24 protein-coding genes and 2 riboswitches are annotated in these 26,111 nt (G+C 40.0%); of the genes, 9 read left to right on the forward strand and 15 right to left on the reverse strand.

Annotated elements, in window-relative coordinates; all coding sequences use genetic code 11:
* Window positions 1-9 precede the first annotated feature (9 nt).
* The 10 genes from AC6BKE_RS21435 to AC6BKE_RS21480 are packed head-to-tail and all read right to left on the reverse strand — an operon-like array spanning window position 10 to window position 9,306.
* Entirely contained in the window at window positions 10-1,131 is a 1,122-nt protein-coding gene (locus tag AC6BKE_RS21435; protein WP_340809187.1) for a cobalt-precorrin 5A hydrolase, read from the reverse strand.
* Window positions 1,124-1,909: a precorrin-4 C(11)-methyltransferase gene (cobM, locus tag AC6BKE_RS21440; RefSeq protein ID WP_036120052.1), complete on the reverse strand. Its 786-nt coding sequence runs from the start codon at window positions 1,907-1,909 to the stop codon at window positions 1,124-1,126. Before cobM ends, AC6BKE_RS21435 begins: the two co-directional genes overlap by 8 nt.
* Entirely contained in the window at window positions 1,909-2,616 is a 708-nt protein-coding gene (cobI, locus tag AC6BKE_RS21445; protein ID WP_036120046.1) for a precorrin-2 C(20)-methyltransferase, read from the reverse strand. The genes cobM and cobI overlap by 1 nt, the downstream gene beginning before the upstream one ends.
* Window positions 2,609-3,829: a precorrin-6y C5,15-methyltransferase (decarboxylating) subunit CbiE gene (cbiE, locus tag AC6BKE_RS21450; RefSeq protein WP_499857990.1), complete on the reverse strand. Its 1,221-nt coding sequence runs from the start codon at window positions 3,827-3,829 to the stop codon at window positions 2,609-2,611. Before cbiE ends, cobI begins: the two co-directional genes overlap by 8 nt.
* Window positions 3,786-4,919, reverse strand: coding sequence for a cobalt-precorrin-5B (C(1))-methyltransferase (locus tag AC6BKE_RS21455; protein WP_499857992.1), 1,134 nt, complete (start codon window positions 4,917-4,919; stop codon window positions 3,786-3,788). The genes cbiE and AC6BKE_RS21455 overlap by 44 nt, the downstream gene beginning before the upstream one ends.
* Window positions 4,919-5,578: a precorrin-8X methylmutase gene (locus AC6BKE_RS21460; RefSeq protein WP_036120037.1), complete on the reverse strand. Its 660-nt coding sequence runs from the start codon at window positions 5,576-5,578 to the stop codon at window positions 4,919-4,921. Before AC6BKE_RS21460 ends, AC6BKE_RS21455 begins: the two co-directional genes overlap by 1 nt.
* A 12-nt stretch (window positions 5,579-5,590) precedes the next feature.
* Window positions 5,591-6,352, reverse strand: a complete 762-nt coding sequence (gene cobK / locus AC6BKE_RS21465) for a precorrin-6A reductase (protein ID WP_089934737.1) — start codon at window positions 6,350-6,352, stop codon at window positions 5,591-5,593.
* Complete coding sequence (locus tag AC6BKE_RS21470) at window positions 6,349-7,248, reverse strand: sirohydrochlorin chelatase (RefSeq protein ID WP_342543982.1); 900 nt, start codon at window positions 7,246-7,248, stop codon at window positions 6,349-6,351. The genes cobK and AC6BKE_RS21470 overlap by 4 nt, the downstream gene beginning before the upstream one ends.
* Window positions 7,249-7,262: 14 nt before the next feature.
* Complete coding sequence (cobJ, locus tag AC6BKE_RS21475; RefSeq protein ID WP_058844512.1) at window positions 7,263-8,930, reverse strand: precorrin-3B C(17)-methyltransferase; 1,668 nt, start codon at window positions 8,928-8,930, stop codon at window positions 7,263-7,265.
* 4 nt (window positions 8,931-8,934) lie between these two features.
* Window positions 8,935-9,306 carry a (2Fe-2S) ferredoxin domain-containing protein gene (locus tag AC6BKE_RS21480; protein ID WP_036120017.1) on the reverse strand — a complete coding sequence of 124 codons (372 nt, stop codon included), beginning with the start codon at window positions 9,304-9,306 and terminating at the stop codon, window positions 8,935-8,937.
* Window positions 9,307-9,453: 147 nt separating this feature from the next.
* Window positions 9,454-9,635: riboswitch (cobalamin riboswitch) on the reverse strand.
* 257 nt (window positions 9,636-9,892) lie between these two features.
* A riboswitch (cobalamin riboswitch) is annotated at window positions 9,893-10,077 on the forward strand.
* Window positions 10,078-10,220: 143 nt separating this feature from the next.
* On the opposite strand from AC6BKE_RS21480, the gene AC6BKE_RS21485 reads away from it, so the two are divergent.
* The 5 genes from AC6BKE_RS21485 (at window position 10,221) to AC6BKE_RS21505 (ending at window position 16,729) form a co-directional block, all read left to right on the forward strand.
* Window positions 10,221-10,967, forward strand: coding sequence for an energy-coupling factor ABC transporter permease (locus tag AC6BKE_RS21485; protein WP_036120014.1), 747 nt, complete (start codon window positions 10,221-10,223; stop codon window positions 10,965-10,967).
* Between the two features lie 3 nt (window positions 10,968-10,970).
* A complete protein-coding gene (locus AC6BKE_RS21490) occupies window positions 10,971-11,243 on the forward strand; it encodes an energy-coupling factor ABC transporter substrate-binding protein (RefSeq protein WP_058844510.1) in 273 nt (90 codons plus the stop codon).
* A gap of 6 nt (window positions 11,244-11,249) precedes the next feature.
* A complete protein-coding gene (cbiQ, locus tag AC6BKE_RS21495; protein ID WP_036120002.1) occupies window positions 11,250-12,023 on the forward strand; it encodes a cobalt ECF transporter T component CbiQ in 774 nt (257 codons plus the stop codon).
* Complete coding sequence (locus AC6BKE_RS21500) at window positions 12,020-12,856, forward strand: energy-coupling factor ABC transporter ATP-binding protein (protein WP_499857995.1); 837 nt, start codon at window positions 12,020-12,022, stop codon at window positions 12,854-12,856. Before cbiQ ends, AC6BKE_RS21500 begins: the two co-directional genes overlap by 4 nt.
* 372 nt (window positions 12,857-13,228) lie before the next feature.
* On the forward strand, window positions 13,229-16,729 hold the full coding sequence (locus tag AC6BKE_RS21505) for a S8 family peptidase (RefSeq protein WP_058844509.1): 3,501 nt from the start codon (window positions 13,229-13,231) through the stop codon (window positions 16,727-16,729).
* A gap of 101 nt (window positions 16,730-16,830) precedes the next feature.
* Here the strand turns inward: AC6BKE_RS21505 and AC6BKE_RS21510 are convergent, their stop codons facing one another.
* Together AC6BKE_RS21510 and AC6BKE_RS21515 are read right to left on the reverse strand one after the other, a co-directional pair.
* Window positions 16,831-17,271, reverse strand: coding sequence for a GNAT family N-acetyltransferase (locus AC6BKE_RS21510; RefSeq protein ID WP_089934726.1), 441 nt, complete (start codon window positions 17,269-17,271; stop codon window positions 16,831-16,833).
* A gap of 115 nt (window positions 17,272-17,386) precedes the next feature.
* Window positions 17,387-18,475, reverse strand: coding sequence for a glycosyltransferase family 4 protein (locus AC6BKE_RS21515; protein ID WP_499857996.1), 1,089 nt, complete (start codon window positions 18,473-18,475; stop codon window positions 17,387-17,389).
* 256 nt (window positions 18,476-18,731) lie between these two features.
* Between AC6BKE_RS21515 and AC6BKE_RS21520 the strand changes: the two genes are divergently transcribed.
* Genes AC6BKE_RS21520 through AC6BKE_RS21530 form a run of 3 tightly spaced genes read left to right on the forward strand, consistent with a single transcriptional unit; the run spans window position 18,732 to window position 21,244 of the window.
* On the forward strand, window positions 18,732-19,331 hold the full coding sequence (locus AC6BKE_RS21520; protein ID WP_036119976.1) for a glycosyltransferase family 2 protein: 600 nt from the start codon (window positions 18,732-18,734) through the stop codon (window positions 19,329-19,331).
* A gap of 30 nt (window positions 19,332-19,361) precedes the next feature.
* The gene (locus tag AC6BKE_RS21525; protein WP_058844588.1) at window positions 19,362-20,390 is read left to right on the forward strand and encodes a polysaccharide biosynthesis protein; all 1,029 of its coding nucleotides are present in this window, start codon (window positions 19,362-19,364) and stop codon (window positions 20,388-20,390) included.
* Complete coding sequence (locus tag AC6BKE_RS21530; protein ID WP_499857997.1) at window positions 20,387-21,244, forward strand: SDR family oxidoreductase; 858 nt, start codon at window positions 20,387-20,389, stop codon at window positions 21,242-21,244. Before AC6BKE_RS21525 ends, AC6BKE_RS21530 begins: the two co-directional genes overlap by 4 nt.
* A gap of 55 nt (window positions 21,245-21,299) precedes the next feature.
* Here AC6BKE_RS21530 and AC6BKE_RS21535 read toward each other — a convergent pair whose 3' ends face one another.
* The 3 genes from AC6BKE_RS21535 to AC6BKE_RS21545 are packed head-to-tail and all read right to left on the reverse strand — an operon-like array spanning window position 21,300 to window position 24,757.
* Entirely contained in the window at window positions 21,300-22,052 is a 753-nt protein-coding gene (locus AC6BKE_RS21535; RefSeq protein ID WP_499857999.1) for an alpha/beta fold hydrolase, read from the reverse strand.
* Window positions 22,053-22,072: 20 nt separating this feature from the next.
* Complete coding sequence (locus AC6BKE_RS21540; protein ID WP_249645926.1) at window positions 22,073-23,311, reverse strand: DNA polymerase IV; 1,239 nt, start codon at window positions 23,309-23,311, stop codon at window positions 22,073-22,075.
* Window positions 23,312-23,359: 48 nt separating this feature from the next.
* Window positions 23,360-24,757 carry an aminotransferase-like domain-containing protein gene (locus AC6BKE_RS21545; RefSeq protein ID WP_058844506.1) on the reverse strand — a complete coding sequence of 466 codons (1,398 nt, stop codon included), beginning with the start codon at window positions 24,755-24,757 and terminating at the stop codon, window positions 23,360-23,362.
* Between the two features lie 128 nt (window positions 24,758-24,885).
* Here AC6BKE_RS21545 and AC6BKE_RS21550 point away from each other — a divergent pair, with 128 nt between their 5' ends.
* Window positions 24,886-26,049 (forward strand): aminotransferase-like domain-containing protein, encoded by a 1,164-nt coding sequence (locus AC6BKE_RS21550; protein WP_499858002.1) that lies wholly within the window; start codon window positions 24,886-24,888, stop codon window positions 26,047-26,049.
* Window positions 26,050-26,111: the final 62 nt, after the last annotated feature.

A 26,111-nucleotide genomic window follows, 5' to 3' on the forward strand; every position in this document is an offset into this window, starting at 1 on the left:
ACTTCCTCCTTAAAATAGGTATCTCGCAACTGAAATCGTAGCATTTCCCGATTTCTTCTTTTCTAATAGGAGTGACTTGACCTGTGCATAACGCATAGCCGCTGGTTCACTCACACCATAGGCACCTGTATATTTAAAGACTGTTTCAGAAGGGGAAGGAAATTCGATTTGATTTAATTCCGCCGGGGTATAAGTGACGAACTCCCAATCATATTTCTTGGTAATGTCTAAAAAACATTGCTCATCTTTTTTTAAATCAATCGTGCATAATGCCTTCACACTTTTTTTCGAAAGCTTTAGCTCTGCCAAGGTTTCATCAATCACTTGTTCAATTTCTTCCACAGATGTCCCACGATTACAGCCCATACCGAGCACAATAGATTTTGGTCGATAAATAACACCGTTTTCTAGAAGAATCTCTTCCTCTTGTTCTATGATTCGATCCGTTATTAATAGCGTGGCATGAGGTTTAGCCTCGATGGCTGCCTGTGTGGATGGATAGATTTTAATTTGCTCTGGCATGGCGGTATCACGCATCCACCAATCGCGCTCACCCGTTTCCTGCACAATGGCCACATGCTCCTCATTTACAACGGAAGCACTCACTGGTGTCAATTTGTCGGCACTATCCCATACCCACCCAAAACGGGCTCCAAATAAGTCAACAGGAATCGTCTTTTGCACATCAGAAGCTGTTGTAATAATTGGATTTGCACCAAGTGCCGCTGCCACCTCATGCGTTAGCTCATTGGCACCGCCAAGATGCCCTGATAATACGCTAATGACATTGTCGCCTCGATCATCAATTACGACAACGCCAGGGTCTGTCTTTTTATCCTTTAAAATGGGCGCAATCATGCGTACGACCGCACCGAGCGAAATGATTAAAATCAACCCTTTATATTGTTTAAATAGCGTTGGCAATAACAAGCGCACGGTACCTGTAAATAATTGAATATGCTTTTCTGCTTCATCGCCTTGCTCAAATTTACTCATATAATATAAATCACTCGCTGCAAAGGTTTGCTGCAGGCGACGTCCAATTTGAACACCATGCTTCGTAATGGCGACAACCGCATAAGGATTGCGTTGATCAACCTCTGGTAATACACCTTCCTGTAACTCAATCACTTGTCTTCACACCTTTTCTAAAGCCATGTGTAAAGGTTGCATCATATAACTTCGAACGATATTGATCCTTATCATGAATGTTCGGGTCTAATGCCCAACCAGCTAGAATCATTGCATGCTTACGAATACCATTTACACGCATTGCTTCATCTAATTCGATTAAAGTCGTACGCACGATCTTTTGATCTGGCCATGAAGCGCGTTGAATAACTGCTACTGGTGTATCATCAGCCCAACCAGCACTTTGTAATTCTTTAACAATTTTTTTTGTAAGTGTTGCACTAAGGAATAAAGCAATTGTACAATGATGGCTCGCCAAGTCACGCAGCTTTTCAAATTCTGGGACAGGTGTACGTCCTTCTGCACGTGTTAAAATGAGGGTTTGTGTTAAATCAGGAATTGTGAGCTCTGCACCAATTGCCGCTGCTGATGCAAAAACAGAGCTAACCCCTGGAATCACTTCATACCCAATGCCTTCCTTTTTCAATAGAGCCACTTGCTCCATGATGGCACCATACATCGCTGGATCACCTGTATGCATACGAGCTACTGTTTTCCCAGCATTAACACGCTCTACCATAACGGCCACCATTTCCTCTAAATGCATGCCAGCAGTTCGAATGACCTCTGCATCAGGTTTTGCTTTCGCAATAAGCTCTTCACTCACTAATGAATCTGTGTACATGACAACGTCCGCTGTTTGCAGCATATGTAAACCTTTAACTGTAATTAAATCTGGATCACCTGGGCCAGCGCCAACTATATAGATTTTCTTCATTATTTACGCACCACCATTAATGTTAGATATTCTAATTCCACACCATCTAATTCACGAACATCCCAAATAACTTCTTCATCAGAAGTGACCTTCGTCACGACAGATGCTTTATCTAATAAATCTAGATCACGTAGCACCTCTAGCATTAAATCGATCACCTTTGCCACTTTAATAAAGACAACGGCATCATGATTTTCAATGGCTTCACGCATTGCTTCATAATCATCATGGGCAGGAATAATGGCCACTCGGTCATCGCCATCAGCTAAAGCAATCCCTAATCGAGACGCGGAGCCATTGAACGAAGAAATCCCTGGCACCGTACGGATTTCTACATCTGGATGCATGTCCTGCATCAACTTCATCATATGAATAAACGTACTATATAGTAACGGATCTCCCTCTGTTACAAAGGCTACATCCTTACCAGCTTGTAGTTTTTCGTAGACAAGTTCTACTGATTTTGTCCATTCACGTTCAAGGACAGCCTCATCTTTGGTCATAGGGAATACAAGGCCAAGCATATCTTTTTCGTCTGGATTAATATAAACATCGACAATGCGATGGGCATAGCTTTTACTACCTCTTAGCTTTTTTGGATAGGCAATAACAGGTGATTCCTGAATCACACGAAACGCCTTGACTGTAATTAATTCTGGATCGCCAGGACCAACGCCCAAGCCGTATAATACACCTAGATTACTCATTATTTTCTTCCTTTCGATAAGCCGAAATAATATAAATTGGATTTAATGGTACAAAGCGTGTCATATCTAAAATAGGTTTGCTGCGCGCAAGCTGTGCCTGTAAAATATCAACCGCAAAGCCACAAGCCTTAAACGCTTCCACCGCTTTATATAAATTTTCAATGGTCGCTGCATTTAAGACAATGCGACCGTTTGGCTTCAAACGACTACAGCATAACTGTAGTAACTCCACCATTTCGCCACCCGTACCACCAATGAAAATGGCATTAGGATCTGGGAAGCTGTCTAATCCCTCTGGTGCTTTACTATGAATCGCTGTGATATCAACACGGAACTTTTGCTGATTTTGAAGACAGTTGTCTAAATCAGGTGCATTTTTCTCTACAGCAAATACTTGACCCTCTGACGCAAGTTTTCCTGCCTCAATCGCCATAGAACCCGTACAAGTACCAATATCCCAAATAATGCTATTCTGTTGAAGCTGCATGGCCTGTAAGCTTAAAACACGTATTTCCTTTTTCGTGATCAGTCCTTTATCTGGCTTGCGTTGTGAAAACTCTTCATCATCAATCCCAAGCGTGTAACGTTTCGGTTCCATTATTTGTTGTAAAATCACGACATTTAATGGCGAATAATGAGCGCTTTCCATTTCATCTAACGAATACCAGCCACATTTTTCGTTTTCGCCCTGTAAATTTTCTGCAACAAACGCTCGGTATTCTGTCATACCAAAATGCTTTAAATAACGAGCGAGCGCATTGGGGCTATTATCAGCATCCGTTAAAAGCGCTACTTTCTTTTTCCCATCGATACGCTGTGCCAAGCCTTTCATTGGTCGGCCATGAATACTTGTGACATAGGCATCCTGCCAGCTTTCTCCCATCTTCGCAAAGGCCAGCTGAACAGAACTCATATATGGATAAACCTCAATATCTAGCTTTTTAGCGAGATAGCCCCCAATGCCATAAAATAATGGGTCGCCAGTGGCAAGGATTACCGTATTTCTTGTTTCCTCAGATAATCTTTCAACAAGTGCTGAAAGTCCCCCTTTAATGCTGATTTTTTCACCCGTAAAGTTCGGGAAAAAATCCAGTACTCGCTCACCACCAACAAGTACCTCACAGTCTTCAATCCACTCGAGGTATTGGGGAAATAAGCTTGCTAATCCGTTATCCCCGATCCCAATCAATTTCATCGATCGATGCAATGTCATCAGCCCTTCCTAATAATTGTCCCTGCATCGAATAAATCGATGTGGAAAGTGTTAAACCACCTTTTATATGATGGATAGAGGAATAACAGCACGCCTCACATAACTGATGAAAGAATGCATCATAGCCCTTCTCCATCATGATTTCGCCTACTTGTGACGCTGTGTTTGCCTCACGTACTTGCGCTATTGTTTCTCCATCTGCTCCTGTATCCTCTGCAAGTTGTGCTAAAAAGTTAAAATCGATTGGTGCACTTTTGGAATGAACCATCATGACACCTTGTGCCACCTTAGAAAATTTCCCCATCATACCGACAAGAGAAACTTGTTTGATACCGAGTCGCTTACAATGTTTTAAAGTAAAGCCGACAAAGTCACCCATTTCAATAAAAGACTCTTCTGGTAAATCGGGGTATTGTTTCATCGCAAATTTTTCGCTGCGACCGCCTGTCGTTACCACTAAATGCTCACAACCAGCTTCTTTAGCTACACTAATGGCTTGTACAATACTTGCCATATACGCAGAACTCGAAAAAGGCACGACGGTTCCCCTTGTGCCTAAAATTGAGATGCCTCCAAGTATACCAAGTCGTCCATTTAACGTTTTTTTAGCGATTTCTTCTCCTTTAGGTACGGAAATCACTACGTTCACGCCTCGTGTAATGTGAAATTCGTCTAATACCCCTTGAACCGTGCTATGAATCATTTTACGTGGTACAGGATTAATGGCTGCCTCGCCAACAGGCACTGGTAAGCCAGGCTTTGTAACACGCCCGACCCCAATCCCTCCATCTAAATGAATTCCAGGTGTATCAGCCCAGCTCACTGTGCCAACAATAAGCGCCTGATGGGTCGCATCAGGATCATCACCAGCATCCTTAATCGTTTCACAGCTGACAGCATTTTCTTCAAATATGCATTTTTCAATTGTAAAGGTTGCATCCCGACCAATCGGTAAATGAATGGTACTCGTCTCCTGCTCTTCCTTTGTAATCAGAGCGAGCAATGCAGCCTTTGTTACCGCAGTTGCACAGGCTCCCGTTGTATAACCGTGACGCATGTCCTTGGGATCCTTTTTTGGCTTCCGCTCCATTATTTTTTCGCCTGTTCATCCGCTAATAGTGAGATGGCATTTAACGCGGCAACCGTCACTGTACTACCGCCTTTACGACCAACATTGGTAATGTACGGAATCCCTTCGAGTTTTAACAGTTCTTCTTTTGACTCGGCTGCTGACACGAAACCGACAGGCATACCGATAATTAAATCTGGTTTTGCTAAGCCTTCTTTAATTAAACGAATCAATTCTAGTAAGGCAGTTGGCGCATTACCAATTGCATAAATCCCACCTTCATGTAATTTTGTAGCCTTTTGCATGGAAATGATGGCACGAGTTGTATTTTGTTTTTTCGCTTCTACTGCGACATCTTCATCCGCTATATAACAATGTAAATCGCCACCATGCTTTTGGAAACGTTTTTTACCAGAGCCACTTTCAATCATTTGAACATCTGCAATGACATGTCGTCCGGCAAGAATGGACTTAATCCCCGCTTCAATTGCATCAGGTGTAATGATGACACTGCGACCTAGCTCAAAATCCGCCGAAGCATGGATAATACGGCGCACAATCTTCCACTCGTCCTCTGAAAAATCATGATCGCCCATTTCCTCTGCAATAATCGAGAAACTATAATCGTAAATTTTATCTGGGTCTACCGTTAATGGTTTGAAATCTGTTTTAAAATCCATGGATAATGCCTCCTAAAGTGTATGTTGTACAGCCTGTAATATTTCTTCAAATGTTGAATATTGTTGGCCATATTGAATGGTTGGTCTTGCAATAAGAATCGTTTCAATATGACAGGCAAGAGCTGCCTCAAGCTTCTCATCAACTGAGCCAACTTTACCGCTTTCTTTGGTGATCATCAAAGTTACTCCATATTGACGAAACAATGCTTCATTTAATTCCTTTGAAAACGGACCTTGAATAGCTACAATATCTCGTTGTGCCACACCAAGTGCCTCACATTTTTCCATATTGTCCAGTCGTGGAAGCATGCGAGCAATTACTCTCGTATTTTCTAAGCCTTGTAAAACCTTTGTAAAAGTAGCAAGTGTTTTGCTGCCTGTTGTCAGCATGATGACACCTCGCTTTTTTGCCGCTAATTGGGCAGCCTCCTCATAATCCTTCACTATCGTAATGAGAGGATGCGCATAGTGTTCATGGGCACGCTCATAGCGAATATAAGGAACTTGTGCCTGTTCGGCCGCTGCCATTGCATTTTTAGAAGCTTCCTCAGCAAATGGATGAGAGGCATCAACCACCATTTGATAGCCTTGCTCTGTTATGATGGCTGCCATTTCCTCAGCTGTCAGTCGACCTATTAAATGTGGTAGGCCAACGTCAGCAAGACTAGAGGCTGCCGAATCAGTCACGACGGTAGCTGTTACCGCATGTCCTGCGCTTTGCAGGGCAAGGGCTAGATCCCTTGCATCACTCGTCCCTGCTAACATGAAAATCATTTTACTGGCTCCTCTTCATGGTGGTGGTCATGGTCGTGATGGTGGTCGTGTCCATGATCGTGATCATGATGATGGTGATGATGGGCATGTCCATGAACTGCCGCATAGGCACGATAATTTTCTAAATCTTGCATGCCTGTAGATGTACCATTTATCGCTTGTTCAATACGCTCTAATAGAACATTTTGTAAACGTTCATGGTAGCCAAAATAATTGGCAATTTGAACAGTACAATCTGGATATTGTTCATTAAACTTCACACACATATCATTCATACGTTCCATTAAAATACCTGTGAATAAAAAGTATGGGAGCATGATGATTTTTTTCGCACCTAATTTAACACAGCGTTCAATACCTTCTTCAACACGTGGATCTGTTACGCCCATAAATGCACTTTCCACATATTTAACAGGTAATTTTTCCCATAAAAGTCGTGTAATTTTATAAAAATCACCATTTGCAGATGGATCACTGCCACCTCGTGCAATCAATAAAATGGCTGTATCTTGTTGCTCTTGTTCTGAATGAAAACCAATTTCCGCTAGACGATCTTGTAAAATCGTAAATATTTCATCATGAATGCCAATGGTTTGACCATAGGTAAATGTAATGTTCGGATAATGCTCACGCGCATGCTCGATCTCTGCTGGAATATGCAGCTTTGAATGGCCTGCATGAAGTAAAATAATCGGAATTACATGAACCTCTGTAGCCCCTTTCTTCACACAATTCGTAATGCCTTCTTCGATGTTCGGTGAAGCAAATTCTAGGAAACATGTTTCCACTAAAAATTGTGCATCAATACGCGGTGTCATTTGTTCAATAAATGTACGTACCTCATCATTTCCTGCTGCTAAACGGCTCCCATGGCCGACAAATAAAATAGCTTTCATCTCTTTTCTCCTCACTAGTCGCCGCACGGAGCTGGCTCTACTTTTATTTTGGAAGACATATCTTGATACGTAAAATGCAATATCTTTTTCACACGTTTAAAATATTTAAATAAACGTTCATTTGGGTGAGCATTTGCTTTATATTCTTCAATAATATCTGTAATTAGTGGAATCAGTTGTTCAGGCTCCAACCCTTCTACAACAGGCTGTGCTGCATGGGCCGTACGACCAACTGGCTTCGCCCCAATAAAGACATCAAATTTACTTTTGCGATAGACAATACCAATATCATCAAATACAGCCCTGTAACAGGCCATACCACAGCCGTTAAAACCGATATTTAATGTTTTCGGCAAAGACATTCCACCTAATTTTTGTTGTATTTCTTCTGCATAGGGAATCGAATCGGCCTTTTCACCATAGCAAAAATCACAAGCCTTCAAGGATAGCACATCACCAATCGGCGCTAATAAAAAGCCTACTTCCTGTAATTTCTCCGTGATACGTTCAGGGGCAGTCGTTGGGATTTTCAAATGGATTTGATGGTCTGGTGTATATTCCATCGTCCCCTCTTCCCCAACGACCTCTGCTAACGTCATCATTTGCTGAGGTGTGAAAAACTTATTCACCACTCCTGGGCTTACAGCTAATTCAAAAATGGATTCTATTTTTTGCTGTACAAGTTTCGGCGTTACTTTGACTGCACTTGTTCCTTTCACCATTGCGAGTGCCGCTGTAGCCATTTCAAGTGCTGTTTTTTTTGGCTTTGGCGTAGCGGCTACACTGGGTTTATTAAAACGCCCTGCATTAGGATCTGCTGTAAAGTCTTGTCGTGCAGTCCCTGTCTCTTGGTTCATTGCCCAAGGTTCATTTTCTTCACGTAAACGTTGATGTGGACGTAAGGGTTGTTTTTCTTCACCCAATGTATATTTACGTTGATAGCCACGTGGTGTAATCATTTTATTGTCATAGAAAAATGTCGACGAATTACCAATAATGACTGTCGTCAGCATTCCAATGTCATGCTCCAGCATTTCGGCTAATGTTGTCATCGTCACTTCTTGACGATCGCGGTAAGCACTTTTCACAAGTCCTACTGGTGTGTCAGGCGAACGATATTCTAAGAGAATGCGCTGTGCTTCGACAATTTGTCTTGTTCGGCGACCGCTTTTTGGGTTGTATAAAGCGATTACAAAATCCGCCATAGCGGCTGCCTCGACGCGCTTGGCAATTAAATTCCATGGTGTTAGATGGTCACTTAAACTAATCGTACAGGCATCATGCATAATCGGGGCACCAAGTAAGCTAGCACATGAATTGATGGCAGAAATACCAGGGACAATTTCTACCTCAATCCCCGTTGCTTCTGTCCAGCCTAGCTCAATCAATACCTCATACACTAATCCCGCCATACCATAGACACCCGCATCACCACTTGAAATGACTGAGACAATGCTTCCAGCCTCTGCTTGGCGCACCGCTTCCTGCGCACGGGACACCTCTTCGGTCATTCCAGTACTGACAATCGACTTCGCACTGACTAAATCTTGAATCAACTCCACGTAGGTTTTGTAGCCTATGATCATATCACTTTGTTGTAATGCCTCTACCGCCCGTGTCGTAATATGCTTAAAGTCTCCAGGTCCAAAGCCCACTACGAAAATTTTTCCTTTTTGCGCCATGTTGTTACCCCTCTTTCACCTTTTCGATCCCTTTAATGGCTGTCGTTTGTGCTGTACGCTGTAATGTACCTTCACGAAGTGTAAAGACATGTTCGTTGTATAAGGATTCATGATGTAAATCTTGTACAAGTGTTCTAGCATGCTCTGTTGATGGTACACGATACCAATTCCCTTGCGGATAGGCGATGACCACACAAGCATCCTTGCATCGTCCATTACAGCGCGTTCTTGTTGTATGTATCTCTTGATCAAGTGCTTGCTGTTGTATTTCTTCTCGAATAGCTAGGGTAATTTCCTCCCCACCTTTGTTCATGCAGCTACTACCATTACAAATAAAGAGATGTGTTTTCATCCCCTCTAAATTCCATGTTGTCATCTTCTGTCTCCCCTCATTTGCTTTCTGGAAAAAGAAAAACCTTTACTCTAATTACGAAGAGTAAAGGTTTTGTAGAAGCCAAATAAAAACGAATAAAATAAAATACAGGTACTCGCTCTTGCTTCAACTTCTCCCTCCGAAAAGTTTGCATGCACAATCAAATAAGCAGGTTTCCTGACTTAAGCTTCATTTTACTATCGCACCTTCCCAAGTTTGCACCAGTGGCTTTGCGATTTCATCAGCTATTACAGTAGCGGGGGCTGTATTGGATTTTCACCAATTTCCCTATTATCTCGAGTTATTCGAGCACTTATCGACGTTTTATATGAAATTTATTATCTTCTTTATAGAATAGAAAACTGTCTCTATCATATCTCATTATTTTAAAATTTCAATATTTCTATAAAAATTTATGACAATTTTATCAATTTTGTGTGTAGACCGGGTATAAAAATTATAATATCTCCTTATTTATGACAATTCAGTAGTTATCAGAATCTTCTCTATTGACCTTCAATTGAAAATATTTTTTAAAAAAATATAGCATATTTATGGAAAATCATGTTACACTTTGTCGTGAAATCTCACAACTTAATGTTTTTTCGGTGTAAAATACTTATCATTTTGCTTAAAAGGGAAGCCGGTTTGAGTCCGGCGCGGTCCCGCCACTGTATTAGGGAGCTTTATAGAACATGTCACTGTCCAACGGATGGGAAGACCTATAAAGTGTTGAACTAGAGCCAGGAGACCTGCCGAAAAATATGTGATCGTTTCAGCCTACGAGGATAGGTGTGCGGCTTAGCAGATGAGAATGTTATTTGCTTTTTTAGCTATGCACTTTTCCAACAACGGAGAAGTGCTTTTTTATTTACGCACGCTACATTCTAAAAATCTATTAGTAAGGAGGAAAGCTTTTGAAATTTTCATGGTGGAAACTTAGTTATTTTTTATTGGCCTTTTTACTCGTGCCAAAACGTGCCTTTGCCATGCATATCATGGAAGGTTTTTTACCAATCGAATGGGCTATTTTTTGGTGGGTCATCTCTATCCCATTTATTATTCTAGGATTGCGCTCCATTCGCAAAACAATTGAAGAAAACCCTGAAACCAAAATGCTTTTAGGTCTTTCAGGAGCCTTTGCTTTTGTGCTGTCGGCGTTAAAAATCCCTTCGGTTACAGGTAGTTGCTCCCACCCAACTGGTGTTGGACTTGGAACGGTTTTATTCGGACCTCTCGCTATGAGTGTCATCGGAACGATTGTTTTATTATTCCAATCTTTATTATTAGCACATGGTGGGATTACCACTTTAGGAGCGAACGCCTTCTCTATGGCGATTGTAGGCCCATTTATTGCTTACTTTGTCTTTAAAGGGGCTCAAAAAATAGGGTTGTCATTTTCACTAGCTGTTTTTTTTGCTGCGATGCTTGGTGACTTAGGTACATATGTTGTGACTTCTGTACAGTTAGCATTAGCCTTCCCTTCAGAGGTTGGCGGCTTTATGGCATCGTTTACAAAGTTCGCAGGTATTTTTGCCTTAACTCAAATTCCGTTAGCGGTGAGTGAAGGAATTTTAACGGTCATTGTGATGAATTTCTTGAAAAAGTACAATGTCAGCGAATTAAAAATGTTGCGTGTTTTCTCAACAAAGGAGGCACATTAGTAGATGAAACGAAATTTATTACTATTAGCGATTGTTGTGCTGTTAGCTATCATCCCATTGTTTATACAAAAAGGTGCAGAATTTGGTGGTGCTGATGGAGAGGCAGAAGCAGCCATTGGCGAAATCAATGCAGAATATGAACCGTGGTTTGAAAGCTTATGGGAGCCACCAAGTGGTGAAATTGAAAGCTTATTATTCGTGCTACAGGCAGCTATTGGAGCTGGTTTTATTGGCTACTTCATCGGCTATATGCGCGGCAAGCATAAAGAAGGTTAACCCGTTATGTTACTCATTGATAAGTATGCGTATCTTAATAAGCTAGCGTCCGTTCATCCGCTAGAAAAAATGATATTTTCAATTGGTCTACTTCTCGTTACGCTCATCATGAGAGATGAACGACTTTCACTCATTACATTTTTTGTAATGAGTGCTTTTATCATTTTAGGTGCAAAAATTCCGCTTACCTACTATGTTAAGTTATTATTGCTACCTGGATTTTTCTTACTAACAAGTCTTGTATCCATCTTGCTGTCAATCACACCAGCAACTCATGTATTACCTGCCCATCTGTGGTCTTTTACGTGGATGAATTGGACAATTTTCATCGGAAAAGCAAGTGCCCTGTCCGCCCAACAATTGTTCTTTATTGTCCTTGGCAGTAGTAGTTGTTTATACTTTTTAATTTTGACCACATCCGTACAAGGGATTTGCTATGTGCTCCGACAATGGCGGCTGCCCTCTTTATTGGTTGAGCTTATTGAACTAACCTATCGTTTTATTTTTATATTTTTAGAAAGCATGTACAGAATACATCTTGCCCAGCAAGCGCGTCTTGGCTATCATTCTCCAATGCAATGGCTACGCTCCGTATCCATGCTTATTGTGGCGCTATTTGCTGAAATGTTTCAGCGTAGTCGTGAGCTTAATAATGCCATGCAGTCACGGGGTGGCGAAGCCGTCTACTGGCAAGAGATGGGCTCCTATAGCAAGAAAAATTGGCTAGGCATAGCGACACTATTCCTATTCCTCATTGTATATGGAGGGTACTTCTCATGACAGCATTCTATTTTGAACTAAACCGCTTGTCCTATGCCTATGCAGATGGTACGAAGGCATTGTCAGACATTACTTTACACATTCCAAAAGGAAAAAAAATTGCCATCCTTGGTCATAATGGCGCTGGAAAATCAACATTGTTTCAGCATCTTAATGGTATTTTACAACCGTCAGCTGGGACGATTGTTTTTGATGGCAACGAGCTTCAATATAGTCGAAAAGCTTTAAAGGCACTTCGCCAGCAAGTTGGCATTGTTTTTCAAGATGCGGATCATCAACTTTTTTCAGGTACTGTCAAGCAAGATATCGCATTTGGACCACTAAATCTTGGCTGGTCTACCGAAAAAATCGAAGAAAAAATAGCATGGGCTGTTGCGCAAACGGAAATAGGCGATTTACTCGAAAAACCTATTCACTTTCTAAGCGTAGGTCAGAAAAAGCGTGTGGCGATGGCAGGTGTTTTAGCGATGGAGCCCTCTGTCCTCTTATTAGATGAGCCAACAGCAGGCCTTGACAATTATTATGCTACCCAAGTTCTACAGTACCTAGGTAAATTAGAAGACGGCGAAAGAACCATTTTACTTGCTACCCATGACATTCCCCTTGCTTATGAATGGGCGGATCAAATCATTGTCATGGAGGCAGGGAATATCATTTATAACGGAGACCCGATCGAGTTGTTTTATGAAGAAGAATTGCTGCAACTTGCACATCTCGAACGTCCATGGGTTTTTGATATGTTCATGACATTACAAAAAAAGAAGCTATTGCAGGAAAACATTACACCCCCCCGCTCCAAGTATGAATTACAACAATTAATAGAACAATTGTAGACAAAAGTCATCGAGAAATTCTCTCTCGATGGCTTTATCATTTTTTATTTTCTTTCATATTCAAAAATTAGTAAACTACTACGAAATCAAAAGATTCGATTTATGTTAGCGATACGTCAAATTCGTTGCGATGTCTTTGATGGTTTGGCATGCCAAAAACATATTGGATAAACGTAAAAGAACGAAGCGTGCAATACTTGGAAGTCCATCAGCTGAATAGAGGCTTTCTACTAATTAGTTGTAAAACAAAAAACTTTAGACAATTCGAAGGAAAAAATAGTGAAAAATTTTCCTCCTTTACGAAACTTTTCTAATCTTTATCCGTATTAATAGAGTCGAGACTTAATTTATAACACCAAGGAGAGATAACAATTGAAAAGTTTGTTTAAAAAATCAGTCGCTATTGTAGCATCCGCTACACTAATGGTTCCAGCTGCTTCTGCCTTTGCTGAAGTACCTCAGCATAAAGCCAAGAATGTACTGGCAAGTAGTATGAAACAAACAGAGCAGAATGAAGAAAAATGGATGAGTAAGGATAAAATTGTTATCAAGCATTCAGGACTTGATAAAAATGTACATAAAAACATTGGCTCCAAAGTCATCCGCTCCATTCCTTCATTAGGCTATGATGTGGTACAACTGAATAAAGGCGTATCAATAGAAAAAGCAGTTGCTTACTATCTAAAGCAAGATGGCATTACAAGTGTATCTCCTAGCTATGTGTATCGCTCTTTTCAAACAGAAGTCGATCCAAAGAAACAAGAGATGTATCATTTAAACCTACTGCAAATGGATAAGGCACTAGAATTAGCGGGTGAGCATGATGTGACAGTCGCTGTCATTGATTCTGGTGTAGATTTTAAACACCCCGATCTAAAATCTCAAGTACTCCCACCCTATAATGCAGCAGCACCAGCGAATACTACTTATCCAGGTGATCACGGAACACATGTAGCTGGTATTATCGCCGCAGCTAAAGATAATGGCATAGGCGGACACGGTGTGAATCCGAAAGCGAAGCTACTACCCATTGACGTATTTAATGGCAAAGAAGGTGCAAATGATTTCATTATTGCACAAGGCATTTTGTATGCTATTGAACAGGGTGTTGACGTCATTAATATGAGTCTAGGAGGCTACGGGGAATCTCCACTGATGAAAGAAGCCGTTCAGAAAGCCGTTGACAGTGGTATTACAATTGTGGCAGCCGCGGGCAATGAATCAACAGATGAATACTCCTTCCCTGCTTCTTATGAGGGTGTTATTAGTGTAGGTTCAACGAATGAGCGCAACAAACTATCAAGCTATTCAAATTACGGACCGTCCGTTGATGTTGTTGCACCAGGTGAAGAAATTTATAGTACCGTTCATGATGACAAAAAAGGATCATCCTTCGTCAAATTCAGTGGTACATCCATGGCATCACCTGTAGTGGCAGGCGTCGCCTCTCTTCTTAAATCAAAATATCCACATTTAAAGCCGCATGAAATAGAGGCAATTTTGGAAATGACGGCACAAGATTTAGGAGCGAAAGGCTATGATCTTACCTACGGTCATGGACTAATCGATCCAGTCAAAGCATTGCAATTCGATTTAAATAAACTACCTAAACACTATTCAGAGTCGAAAGAAGAACGCATACAAAACGCTAAAGTTCTTGCTAAAAATACGTTAAATATCGAACACGGCGCTTTCGAGCAGCAAGATGAAAAGAAATGGTATAAAGTCGATTTAGACGAAAATGAATATGCTCAGCTAACATTAAAAGGTGCAAACAAATATGATTATGCCTTTGATTTATATTTCTACCCAAATAATCATAAGGGTGAAGTAGAGCCGATTCATGTCAATGATGTTCGCGTAGGAAAAAAAGAAGGTTATTTATTTAAAGCAGATCAAAAAGGGACGCTTTTAATTGCTGTCAAAGATCATAATGGTAGCTATAGCTTAAAAGGCAAATCTACTTACACGTTTACAGCACAAACGACGAAGAGCTTGCCAATTGATACATTAGATAAATCTACTATGGCGCCGATAAATAAGTTCCCTTATAGTACGGCAGGCAAAAACTATACCCTTCTGTCAAAAGATCAACAACGAGATCAAGATTATTTCACATTCTCTGTAAAAGAACCAACGACATTACAATTCGACCTGTCGGGTATTCCAGGTGTCACAGCCTCTATGGAGCTTTATCTTAAGGATGACTTTCAGCCGATACCACCAGAAGAAGCTGAGCAAGCTAAAATTGATGACAGCGAGGAAGAACAAGCCTATCCTATGCAAACAGCAAATGGTACAGCGAAAGGTGAAGCAGTTAGCATGATTATCGATGCTGTACCGGATCAGGAATATGTTTTAAGTGTCTCTAATGACAGTAATAGTGAGTTTTCTATGGAAATGTTCTTTAGTGGTGGTATTGAAAAAGAAGAAACGGTTAGTGAATCGATGATTCCTTACACATTAAAAGGTGAAGTGGTTACCCTTCCACCAGACGAAGATGGGCTACCGCTAAATGAAGCCATGTTAGAAGAAGGAATGCCAGAGGGACAATTACCGATTACACCAAGTAAAACTAAAAAACGCAATGAAATTGACAGCCTAATGGGTATGCTAATGAATCCAACGGCGTCAGGGAATATAGAAAATGTTGAGCCGATTATAAAACAGGCTATACGTTTTGAAATTGGTGAAAATAAGAAAGCTTATTTCCAAACAGACTATGATGAGGATTATTTCTTATTTAAAACGAAGGAAGATGCCCTTTATAGTTTCAGCTTTATCAAAGGGATGAACCAAAAGCCTGCTGGTACCGTATTTGAATATGATGAGGAAGCAAAGGAATTAATCCCTGTTTCTTCCTTAACAAATGACCTTGGATTACTAGCACTACTGCTTGGTTCGACTGGAAATGAAAATGATGCAAAGGTCATCCCATTGAAAAAGGATAAAACCTATGTGGTCGCTGTTGTCAATGCTGGAGAACGATCTGCTGAACCTTATACGTTGAAAACAAAAAAAATCGGTGATATTCCAGCAGATTACAATCCAGACAATCATGAGGAAGCAAAAGCGCTGAAAGTTCAGCCAGGTACGACTTATAAAGACCATCTTATTTATCAAGATGATGTAGATTATTACTACTATAAGCAAGAAGGCAATGATGAAGTGATGAGTCTGCTTCTTTCTTCTACCCCATTTACAAATGAACAATTAGCTCAACTACCAAAAGAGCTTCAAAAAGAGTTAAAATTTGCTGGCTCTATTATAGAAGATACGAACGGCAATAAGAAAATTGATCCGAAAGAAATGGAAACAGAAATTCCATTTGGACTAAGCGATAATATTCTTGAATTATTACTTGGAATGGGTGGAACAACAGATGTAAATACATCCTTCAAAGCAAAAAAAGACCGCGGTTATTTTATCCTTGTCAACAGCATGGGTCTTGGTCAAGTGTCTGTACAACCGTATACTTTAACGATGTTCAACCATCAGCAAGCAGATGAAGATGCAGATTCTGAATTAGTGAATGGTGTACCAACAAAACCATCTGCCCTGACAAAAAAAGATGATAAATGGGTTGCAACTCAATATTTAAATGCAGGTATTCCTTTCGGTGATAAGGACTATTTTGAGTTTAATAATGTCCAAAAACGCGATGTCGTTTTTTCACTTCAAACGGAAAAAGCATTAGATGGTGTGATCCGAGTGATTGATGCGAACGGAAAAACCGTTAAAACCTTCGATCTTTACGGAGCTGGCGATACTGAAGTTGGTACAGTTGAACTACAAGCTGGTAAATACTATATTGAAGTCAGTGAGTATTATGGCAAAGCAAGCACACAACCATATACACTTGAAATTAAATAAGTAACATCAAGCAACATCCCCTAGATACTATTTGCTATCTAGGGGATGTTTTGATAAAAAAAAGCATCTTCATCCGAAGACGAGATGCTGGCAAGTTCCACCTACATAAAATATTTCACATAATTACAATATTCATCTTGCTTCATATGAAGCTTTTCATAGAGTTTACGTGCATTTACATTATCAGCCGCCGTTTGCAGTGTGACATAGCGAGCACCTTGCTGCTCACAATATCGAAAAACCTTTTCCATCAATGCCTTGCCCACCCCTAGGCCTCTAGCATCTTCTGTTACATAAATATCATTTAAAATATAGGCACATTGTAAAGCGATGGATGAAAATGTTGGATACAATTGTGTAAATCCAATCATCTTGCCATCTACCAATGCTACAAAAATGACAGACTCTTTTAAAGCCAATCGTAATTGTAAAAATGCCTTGGCGCTGCTTACATCTGGCTCGATCCCATAAAATTGACGATATTCATCAAACAGTTTTGATAAATCTTCTAGTTCATGCATTGTCGCTTGTCGTATTTCCATTCCTGTCTCCCCTTGTGTCTTCCCATGATTGTCTAACATGATGAATCTAGTTTTTATTATATAGGAAATAATGGTATAAAGAAAAGAATAGTCTTCAAAATCGAGAGAGGATTGTTTATTCACTTAAATATTCAGCAACCCTTTTCACAATATGGCACCAATTTAATTCCTTTCGAGCAAATGCTTGAAGCTGTACACAAGTATCGGCCAGCAATGATTCCTGTGTGGCAACTTGCTGCAATGTCCGACCAATCCCCTCCCAATCATGTGTCGGATGAATTGTACCGAAGCGTTGTTGCATTGTAATATCAGCAGCCCCATCAACATCAGTAGTCACGATATAGCAGCCATTTTTAGCAGCCTCTGCAAAAACATGGGCATAGCATTCTACTACAGATGTTAAACAAAAAATTTTAGCCTTACGGTACTCTTCTTCTAATTGCACCTTATCATAAATAGGCCCTACCATCGTTACTTGAGCGGCAGTTGGATGGCCATCTAGCAACTGCCTTAGCTCCTCTTGATAGGAGGCAGACATCGGTCCTACTAAACGAAGCTCCCAGTCTGGAAGCTGGGCAGCTAGAAAGGCTTTGACTGTCAAAATCGTTTGCTTCTCTGGTGCATCTAAGCGCCCCACTGCTAAAATTCTATTTTCCTTGTCATGAAAGGACACAGGTGCTGTGGGAAAATGCTCATAAAAGCCATTGGGGATATGTTTAATCGCTAATTGCGAATACACTTGAATAGCGGTTTGAATGGACACACATTCGGAGGATAGCAGATCACATAATTGCAGTAGCTCTAAAAAGTATGGATAGGATTTTAATCGATGTAACCAAAATCGATTTACATCTAACTTCATATAAATTTTTCCTTGCGGATTATAATGCTTATAGGTTTTCAAAATGGCTAAATAAGATGGATACGGTCCTATGGCAAAGGCAATGTCAATGTCCTTTGCATGCTTGGCTAAATAAGCATTCATATTCGCCACATAATCCTTCTCAAATGGTATGGACTCAAATTTTACAGTTGGAAAGGCCTGTTGAAGAAGGGCTTCATTCATCTCTGTTGTCACAATACTTACTTCATAGCCTAATTCCTCCCCTAGCAAAATAGGCACGAGACACAAATCTTTGAAAATATGTGCATCAGACAGTTTATAAGATTCCACGCTACAAATAAATGCGATCCTTTTTGACATTGTATCCCTCTTTCTAAAAAAGCGCTCTAGCTAGTTTATGACCCTTCCTGCTAAACGTGCATACCTTAGTAAATTTTTGCCCCTATCCTGCTTGTTCTCTAGTAAACAGAAATCGTATACAGAAAAGCGTCTCTCTTAAAAACTTCCTAAAACAAGCAATTGCCTACAATAGCTCTATGTCCACGCATATTGTATTAAAGAATCTGCTCAGTCACATAGAAGAGCTCTACTACTAGATAAAGAATGGAGGGATAAAATGAAGATAAGTTTTTTATCACCTGCGTTTAATAGCGAAGAATGGATCTTAACAATGCTTGACAGTATTCCTAAAGAATATGCCTATGAAATTATCATTGTGGATGATGGTTCTACTGACAATACATTAGCCATTTTACAGGACTACCAAAAAAACTGTGCAGCTTTAAAAATCATCGTGCATCCAACGAACCTTGGGGCTAGTGTTGCTTATAATCGCTGCATTGCAGAGGCGACAGGAGACTATATAGCCATCATCGATAGCGATGACCACTACTTGCCAGCTATTCGCAATGTATTAGCACAAGTGGATGGCACATTTGATGTTTACTATTACAACATGATCATTAAAAATGGCTTCGCCTTTATTAAAGATGAATCGAATCGCTATTCCTTACCCGGACAATTTAAAATCATTCGAAGAAGTTTAATTGGGGATGCAAAATTTACAATACGCAAAGATATAGCAGGAGATTGGGATTTTAATTGTGCCCTCATGGATAAAAATCCGACAAGTAAATATACAAACGAATTTGCTTACTGGTACAACTATCCTAGAGAAAACTCAGAATGTGATCTACACCAAAGAGGATTGAAATAAAAGCATGCAGGAGGTGTAATGAACCATACAATGTTTACAAATAAAATATTACTGATTACGGGAGGCACTGGCTCTTTTGGTAACGCTGTACTAAAGCGATTCCTCAATACGGATATTAAGGAAATTCGTATTTTTTCAAGGGATGAAAAAAAGCAAGATGATATGCGCAAGCTCTATCAGCATAGTAAAATCAAATTTTATATCGGAGATGTCCGTGATATTCAAAGCATCCATACCGCTATGTATAATGTGGACTATGTGTTCCATGCCGCTGCTCTTAAGCAAGTTCCCTCCTGCGAATTTTTCCCTTTAGAAGCTGTGAAAACTAATATTTTAGGAACCGATCATGTCCTAACAGCTGCCATTCAGGCTGGTGTCAAGAAAATGATCTGCCTCTCTACAGATAAAGCAGCCTACCCTGTCAATGCCATGGGAATATCCAAAGCGATGATGGAAAAAACGTTTATCGCTAAATCCCGAATGGTTGATCCTCATCATACGCTCATTTGTGGCACTAGATATGGCAATGTTATGGCTTCACGGGGCTCTGTCATTCCCTTATTTATTGAACAAATAAAAGCTGGAAAGCCGTTAACGATTACAGATCCAAACATGACACGTTTTATGATGACTCTTGATGAGGCCGTTGAATTAGTATTGTACGCTTTCTCACATGCACAAAATGGAGATATTATGGTACAAAAATCTCCCGCAGCAACAATAGCCAATTTAGCTCAAGCATTACTTGAGATTTTTCAGGCAAACAATGCCATCCAAATTATTGGGACACGGCATGGGGAAAAAATGTATGAGGTATTATGTACAAAAGAAGAATCGGCAAAAGCCGTTGATATGGGCAATTTTTATCGAATCCCTGCAGATAATCGGGATTTAAATTATGGAAAATACCTCGATGAGGGCTCTCCTAAAATTACATTAACCGATGAATATAACTCCAACAATACACAACAATTAAGTGTGGCTGACATCAAAGAAAAATTATTGACATTACCGCTTATTCAAGAAGAGCTTCTTTATTGGACTGGAGGAACGCCATGAAATTCTTAGTGCTCGGCGCTACTGGCATGGCTGGCCATACCATTGCCATCTATTTATGTGAACAAGGGCATGATGTGACAACTTACGCTAGAACCCCTTTCCCATTTGGGAACCATATAATGGGCGATGTGATGGACGCTATATTTTTACGGTCGTTGTTAGTAGATCATGATTTTGATGTCGTCATTAATTGTATTGGTGTCTTAAACGAAGCTTGTACGGTATATCCTGCACAAAGCATTTGGCTGAATAGTTATTTACCGCATGCCATTGTCTCTCTCCTAGAAAACCGACAAACTAAGCTGATTCATCTAAGTACTGATTGCGTATTTTCAGGGAAAAATGCCCCCTACTATGAAACTAGCATAGGAGACGGTGAAACTTTTTATGATCGCACAAAAGGCTTGGGGGAGATTGAGCACAACAAGCATTTAACATTTCGTAACTCGATTATTGGCCCTGATTTAAAAAACGATGGCATCGGACTATTCAATTGGTTTATGCAACAAAAAGGTCCCATTCACGGTTATACGGGGGCTATTTGGACTGGAGTAACTACACTTACATTAGCAAAAGCCATTGAACGGGCTGTCCAAGAAGATTTAACAGGACTCTATCATCTCGTCAATACTACGAATATTTCAAAATACGACTTACTTCAACTATTGAATAAACACTTTATGGACAGCAACATAAAAATTCTTCCTCATCGGCTCGTTAATGTCAATAAAACATTAATGAATACTAGAAATGACTTCTCCTTTGTTGTCCCTGGCTATGAGGAAATGATTGTAGAGATGAAGGACTGGATGTTACAGCATAAAGATTTATATCCTCATTATTTTCAAGCTTAAATACACTTTTCCTGTCAACTCCATTATGAGTTTGAATATTCATAATGGAGCCCCCCTATTGAATCACTGTCCCCTCAGGTAGTTGACCATTCTTAATCCAATTTTCTACAAAATGGTTGAAAAATGCAGGTTGGGCTAATGATACTCCATGACCAATGTTGTGCAATATGACACCATGACTATTTGGATGACTTTGAACAAGGGCTTTAGCTGATTTTTTCATAATGCTTTTCTCTTTATCTCCTACCGTTATTAAAATTTTCCCTTGGGCTTTATGAAAATCATGCGGGATGGAAAACAACATATTTTCTCTCAAAATTTGAATCAATGTCTCTACTTTCATCGTAGCACTCTCTTGATAATAGCGTTCAAAATCAAGATCATTGATGTATAGGGCTTTAGCTTGAAGTTTCGCAAATGTTTTATTTTTTATAAGTGGAAATGTCAGCCGAATGAACGGTTGAAGCATCCATTCCATAGCTGGAGAAGGTATTACAAGTGCACTATTGATAATGGTAAAATCGATTAAACTAGGCTTTATACTTAGCATTTGAATAGCGATTTGTGCTCCTAAAGAGAATCCAATCAGTATGACGGGCTTTCCAGTCGCCTTTTCTTCTAGAAGCTGGAGAAGCTCTCTGGCACTCTGCTCAATGGAGAATACATCTTGTGACAACAGCTCTGGAACAACACAGTGATAATTTGAAAAATGCTGAACTTGTTGTTCCCACATCCAGCCACCGACTCCACCTCCATGAATAAACAGCATTAGAGGATTATGGACATCTCCATATGTTTTGTATCGCATGTATACACCTGCCTTCATTTTCAATCATGGTCATCTAAAAAATCCTTACTAAAGCTTGTTTGTGATTGATAGGATGAACGTTTCCCTAAATCTACACCACGTTTTATAATCCCCTTCCCAAAACGTCCCTCAATTTCATCCACGATTTTGAGAATAGGTTCATCTTTTACATGTTCTTGAAAATCAAATATCGATAATTGTTGCGAGTAATCCTTACGATCCACTACATTAGAAACCGTCACGCCTAAAAGTCTTACTGGAGACTCATCCCAATGCTTATCAAACAAGGCACAAGCAATGTCATAGATATCTTCAAAACGATAAAGAACATTAGACATTGTTTTTGATCGTGTGTGATTATGCCAACTTGCATCCCGTATTTGAATACTTACAGTGGAGCCCGCTAACCGTTTTGCCTCAAGTCGTTCAACCACCTTTTTACACAGACCTTCTATTGTTTTATGTAGTGCACGGACATCTGTTACATCTTCAGGTAAAGTTGTTGAATTTCCTACGCTTTTCGTATCAAAAACCGCTTCAGGATCGACCATACGTTGATCCACCCCATTAGCTCTTGCCCGCAGTCGCACACCATTCTTTCCTAAAATTTGCTTCATCCTAAACTCTTCCGTTTTCGCCAAATCACCAATCGTAAATATGCCATGTACATTTAATTTTTTGGCCGTACTAGCTCCAATTCCATGCATATCAACAACCTCTCGATGCCAAAGCTGCTGTTCAATATCCCGTATTCGTAGTACGGTAATTCCCAACGGTTTCTTCATATCAGAAGCTGTTTTTGCTAAAAATTTATTTGGTGCAATACCGATAGAGCAAGGTAAATCAAGCTCAGCTAAAATGCGCTCTTGTATTTCCTGGGCAATACTTAATGCATGTTGCTCCTTACTTAACGCTGTCACATCCATATAGCCCTCATCAATCGAAACAGGCTCCACTAAAGGAGTGTAGCTACGAAGAATGGTAAACATTTCTTTGGATGCTTGACGATATTTTTTAAAATCTGGAGGCAATAACAATAGTTCAGGACATTTACGCTTCGCTTCATGGACAGTCATTGTTGTATAAATGCCAAGCGCTCTTGCTTCATAGGAACAGGTTACTAAAATGCCACGTCGCTCTTTTGGGTTGCCCGCAATGGCGATTGGCTTCCCTTTTAAGCTTGGATCATGTGCTTGCTCTACCGAAGCATAGAAACTATTCATATCCACATGAAAAATAACACGCCCTTTATGCGTCATGTCCATCACCTCTTCTCTCTCTTAGCTTTATTATACGCTTGATGACCTTTAGTCAACAAATGCATAATCACCATTACTTTCTAGCAGATCCTTTAAAATAATTAAAGCTTGCTCCAGTTGAGCTTCTGGCGCTGCAATCGCTAAACGTACGGCATTCACTGGCTTTGTATTGCCTACAGCAAAACGTTCCGCTGCATAGACTTGTACGCCGGCTTTGGAGGCTAGCAATTCAAATTGAACTCCCGTAAATTTATCAGGCAAGTATAACCACCTAAAAATACATTCCTCCTCCCCTAAAATGTCGTAATCGCCTAAATATTTATTAACAAGCGCATTTTGCTGCTTCGCATATGCTCGGTGCTTTTCTAAAATCGTTTGTGCCACGCCTTCATGAATCAATCTTGCTGCTAGTTCCAGCATGAGCGGTGACACTGAAATATTGATATTATAGAGCGTTTCCATTATTTTTTTCCTTAATGCTGAAGGTGTCACAAGGAAAGATAAGCGTAAACCTGGCGAGAGCGTCTTGGACAGGCTAGCGATATAAATAACCTTATCGGGTGCAAAAGAAGCAATGGGTGCAAGTGGCTGTTCTTTAAGAAAGCTATAAATCGCATCCTCAATCACAAGCAAATCCTTCTGCCTAGCCACTTCAGCAATCATTTTTCGTGTCTCCACCGACATCGTATGTGTCGTTGGATTATGAAAATCAGGGATCACATAGATTCCTTTAATATGCTCATTTTTACAGGCATATAGCAATCCTTCTCTGGTCATTTCTCCTTGACATTGTTGAATAGCTACAAGTTGTATACCTAACATATTGGCTGCTGTTTTAATACCAGCATAAGTAATGGGATCTGTCCCAATACGGTCGCCTGGCTGAAATAAAGCTGCCAGTGTGCCCACAATGGCATTTTGTCCCCCTGCACCGAGCAAAATAGGCTGATCTGTTTGAAAATTCACCAATTCGAATAGCTTCATCACGGCTTCATTTTGCCAAGCATTGCCCTCAGGCCGACCATACTGAAATAGCTTGCTAAAACTAGGCTCGTTCAACATCTTTTTCATAAAGCGTGCAATATCATCATTGACCAGGTTGTCTGGTAAAACAGAACCCATTTCAATCATAGGTGTTGCATGATTGGCTGGCAGTAACATTTTATTGCTAGCCGCATCTGTGGAAACAAATGTCCCGCTGCCAATCGAGGCATAAATGAATCCTTTTTGTCCACACAGCTTAAAAGCTCGTGTAATGGTGCTTAAATTCACATCTAAAAAATCAGCTAATTCGCGTTGTGGAGGAAGTTTCGTTCCTGGCATTAGCTTTCCATCTTTTATGTCTTGTTCCAGTTGGTGCGCAATAGCTATATATAATGGGGCAGAAATATTGCGAATATCTGGCTTCCAACTCATTGGATACTCGTCAAATGAATTAATAGGCATTCACTAAGCCCTTCTTTCTCTTAATTTGCATACAATAGTTTAATTGTCTTGCATACAATGATAATATTGTATGCACACCATGACAATGATATAATTTTTAAAAAATCAGAAAAAAAGGACCGATCATTATGCAATATTCTGAAAGAATCTTAAAAACACCATCCTCATTTATTCGAAATATTTTGAAAGTAACAGATGCAGAGGATGTTATTTCCTTTGCAGGCGGACTTCCAAATCCCATTTCTTTCCCTATTGATGCGTTAAGAGCATCCGTAGATCATGCTATTACGGAAAATGGTAGCCGACTATTTCAATATTCTTCCACACAAGGTTATGCACCATTACGTGAGTACATTGCCGCAAAGTACCAACGCCTGCATGGGCTTGATGTACAAGCTGAAGATGTCTTTATTACAACAGGCTCACAGCAAGCTCTTGAACTGATTAGTAAAGTACTCATCAATAAAGGCGATGGCATTATCATCGAAGAGCCTGGATACTTAGGAGCCATTCAAGCCTTTACATTAAGTGAGCCTACTTTCTATGGGGTAACACTTGAAAACGATGGTCTTAACTTAGAAGAGTTAGAACGTGCGCTACAACAACCAAATGTAAAATTCATTTATACGGTGCCTAACTTCCAAAACCCAACAGGGCTCACATACTCGAAAGAAAAGCGTGAGCAAATTTGCGAAATAGTGGCAAAATACGATGTTGCTTTAATTGAGGATGATCCATATGGAGAGTTACGTTTCCAAGGAGAGCCGCTTCCATATATCGGTGCTGGAAAATTAGATAATAGTATTTTACTAGGTTCTTTCTCTAAAACGGTCACACCTGGTATGCGACTTGGTTTTATCATTACAAAAAATAAAGAGCTTTTACAGCATATTGAAACAGCTAAGCAAGCGTCTGATCTGCATACAAATATTTTCTCGCAATATATCATCTACGATTATTTAGCAAGTAATGACTATTCGGAACATGTCAAAAAAATTATTACATTATATAAAAATCAATCCGAAGCGATGCTTGATGCGATGCAAGAGTTTTTCCCTGCCCATGTAGAATATACAAAACCTGAGGGAGGCATGTTCATCTGGGCAACAATGAAGGATGGTACATCAGCCCTTGATGTATTCCAGAAAGCGATGGAACAAAAGGTTGCCTTTGTGCCTGGAGATCCATTCTATACATCTAAAACGAATGTCAATACAATGCGTCTCAACTATACAAATGCAACACCTGAAGTCATCCGAGAGGGGATTAAACGTTTAGCAAGTATTTTATAAAAATAGCAACCGTATAAACGCTTTTCATAAACGCTTATACGGTTTTTTGTTGTTCATAAAAA

The sequence above is a fragment of the Lysinibacillus sp. COL-1 genome (assembly GCF_059814265.1).

Coding starts and splice junctions, on each gene's coding strand:
- AC6BKE_RS21510 (WP_089934726.1), bottom strand. CDS start 17,271: ATGGAAATACGACAAGCGACAATGCATGAACTAGAAGATTTATCAAAA.
- AC6BKE_RS21530 (WP_499857997.1), top strand. CDS start 20,387: ATGAAATTCTTAGTGCTCGGCGCTACTGGCATGGCTGGCCATACCATT.
- AC6BKE_RS21470 (WP_342543982.1), bottom strand. CDS start 7,248: ATGAAAGCTATTTTATTTGTCGGCCATGGGAGCCGTTTAGCAGCAGGA.
- AC6BKE_RS21545 (WP_058844506.1), bottom strand. CDS start 24,757: ATGCCTATTAATTCATTTGACGAGTATCCAATGAGTTGGAAGCCAGAT.
- AC6BKE_RS21535 (WP_499857999.1), bottom strand. CDS start 22,052: ATGCGATACAAAACATATGGAGATGTCCATAATCCTCTAATGCTGTTT.
- AC6BKE_RS21540 (WP_249645926.1), bottom strand. CDS start 23,311: ATGACGCATAAAGGGCGTGTTATTTTTCATGTGGATATGAATAGTTTC.
- AC6BKE_RS21515 (WP_499857996.1), bottom strand. CDS start 18,475: ATGTCAAAAAGGATCGCATTTATTTGTAGCGTGGAATCTTATAAACTG.
- AC6BKE_RS21520 (WP_036119976.1), top strand. CDS start 18,732: ATGAAGATAAGTTTTTTATCACCTGCGTTTAATAGCGAAGAATGGATC.
- AC6BKE_RS21490 (WP_058844510.1), top strand. CDS start 10,971: ATGAAACGAAATTTATTACTATTAGCGATTGTTGTGCTGTTAGCTATC.
- AC6BKE_RS21500 (WP_499857995.1), top strand. CDS start 12,020: ATGACAGCATTCTATTTTGAACTAAACCGCTTGTCCTATGCCTATGCA.
- AC6BKE_RS21480 (WP_036120017.1), bottom strand. CDS start 9,306: ATGACAACATGGAATTTAGAGGGGATGAAAACACATCTCTTTATTTGT.
- cbiE (WP_499857990.1), bottom strand. CDS start 3,829: ATGACATTGCATCGATCGATGAAATTGATTGGGATCGGGGATAACGGA.
- cobJ (WP_058844512.1), bottom strand. CDS start 8,930: ATGGCGCAAAAAGGAAAAATTTTCGTAGTGGGCTTTGGACCTGGAGAC.
- AC6BKE_RS21455 (WP_499857992.1), bottom strand. CDS start 4,919: ATGGAGCGGAAGCCAAAAAAGGATCCCAAGGACATGCGTCACGGTTAT.
- cbiQ (WP_036120002.1), top strand. CDS start 11,250: ATGTTACTCATTGATAAGTATGCGTATCTTAATAAGCTAGCGTCCGTT.
- AC6BKE_RS21550 (WP_499858002.1), top strand. CDS start 24,886: ATGCAATATTCTGAAAGAATCTTAAAAACACCATCCTCATTTATTCGA.
- cobK (WP_089934737.1), bottom strand. CDS start 6,352: ATGATTTTCATGTTAGCAGGGACGAGTGATGCAAGGGATCTAGCCCTT.
- cobM (WP_036120052.1), bottom strand. CDS start 1,909: ATGAAGAAAATCTATATAGTTGGCGCTGGCCCAGGTGATCCAGATTTA.
- AC6BKE_RS21460 (WP_036120037.1), bottom strand. CDS start 5,578: ATGGATTTTAAAACAGATTTCAAACCATTAACGGTAGACCCAGATAAA.
- AC6BKE_RS21525 (WP_058844588.1), top strand. CDS start 19,362: ATGTTTACAAATAAAATATTACTGATTACGGGAGGCACTGGCTCTTTT.
- cobI (WP_036120046.1), bottom strand. CDS start 2,616: ATGAGTAATCTAGGTGTATTATACGGCTTGGGCGTTGGTCCTGGCGAT.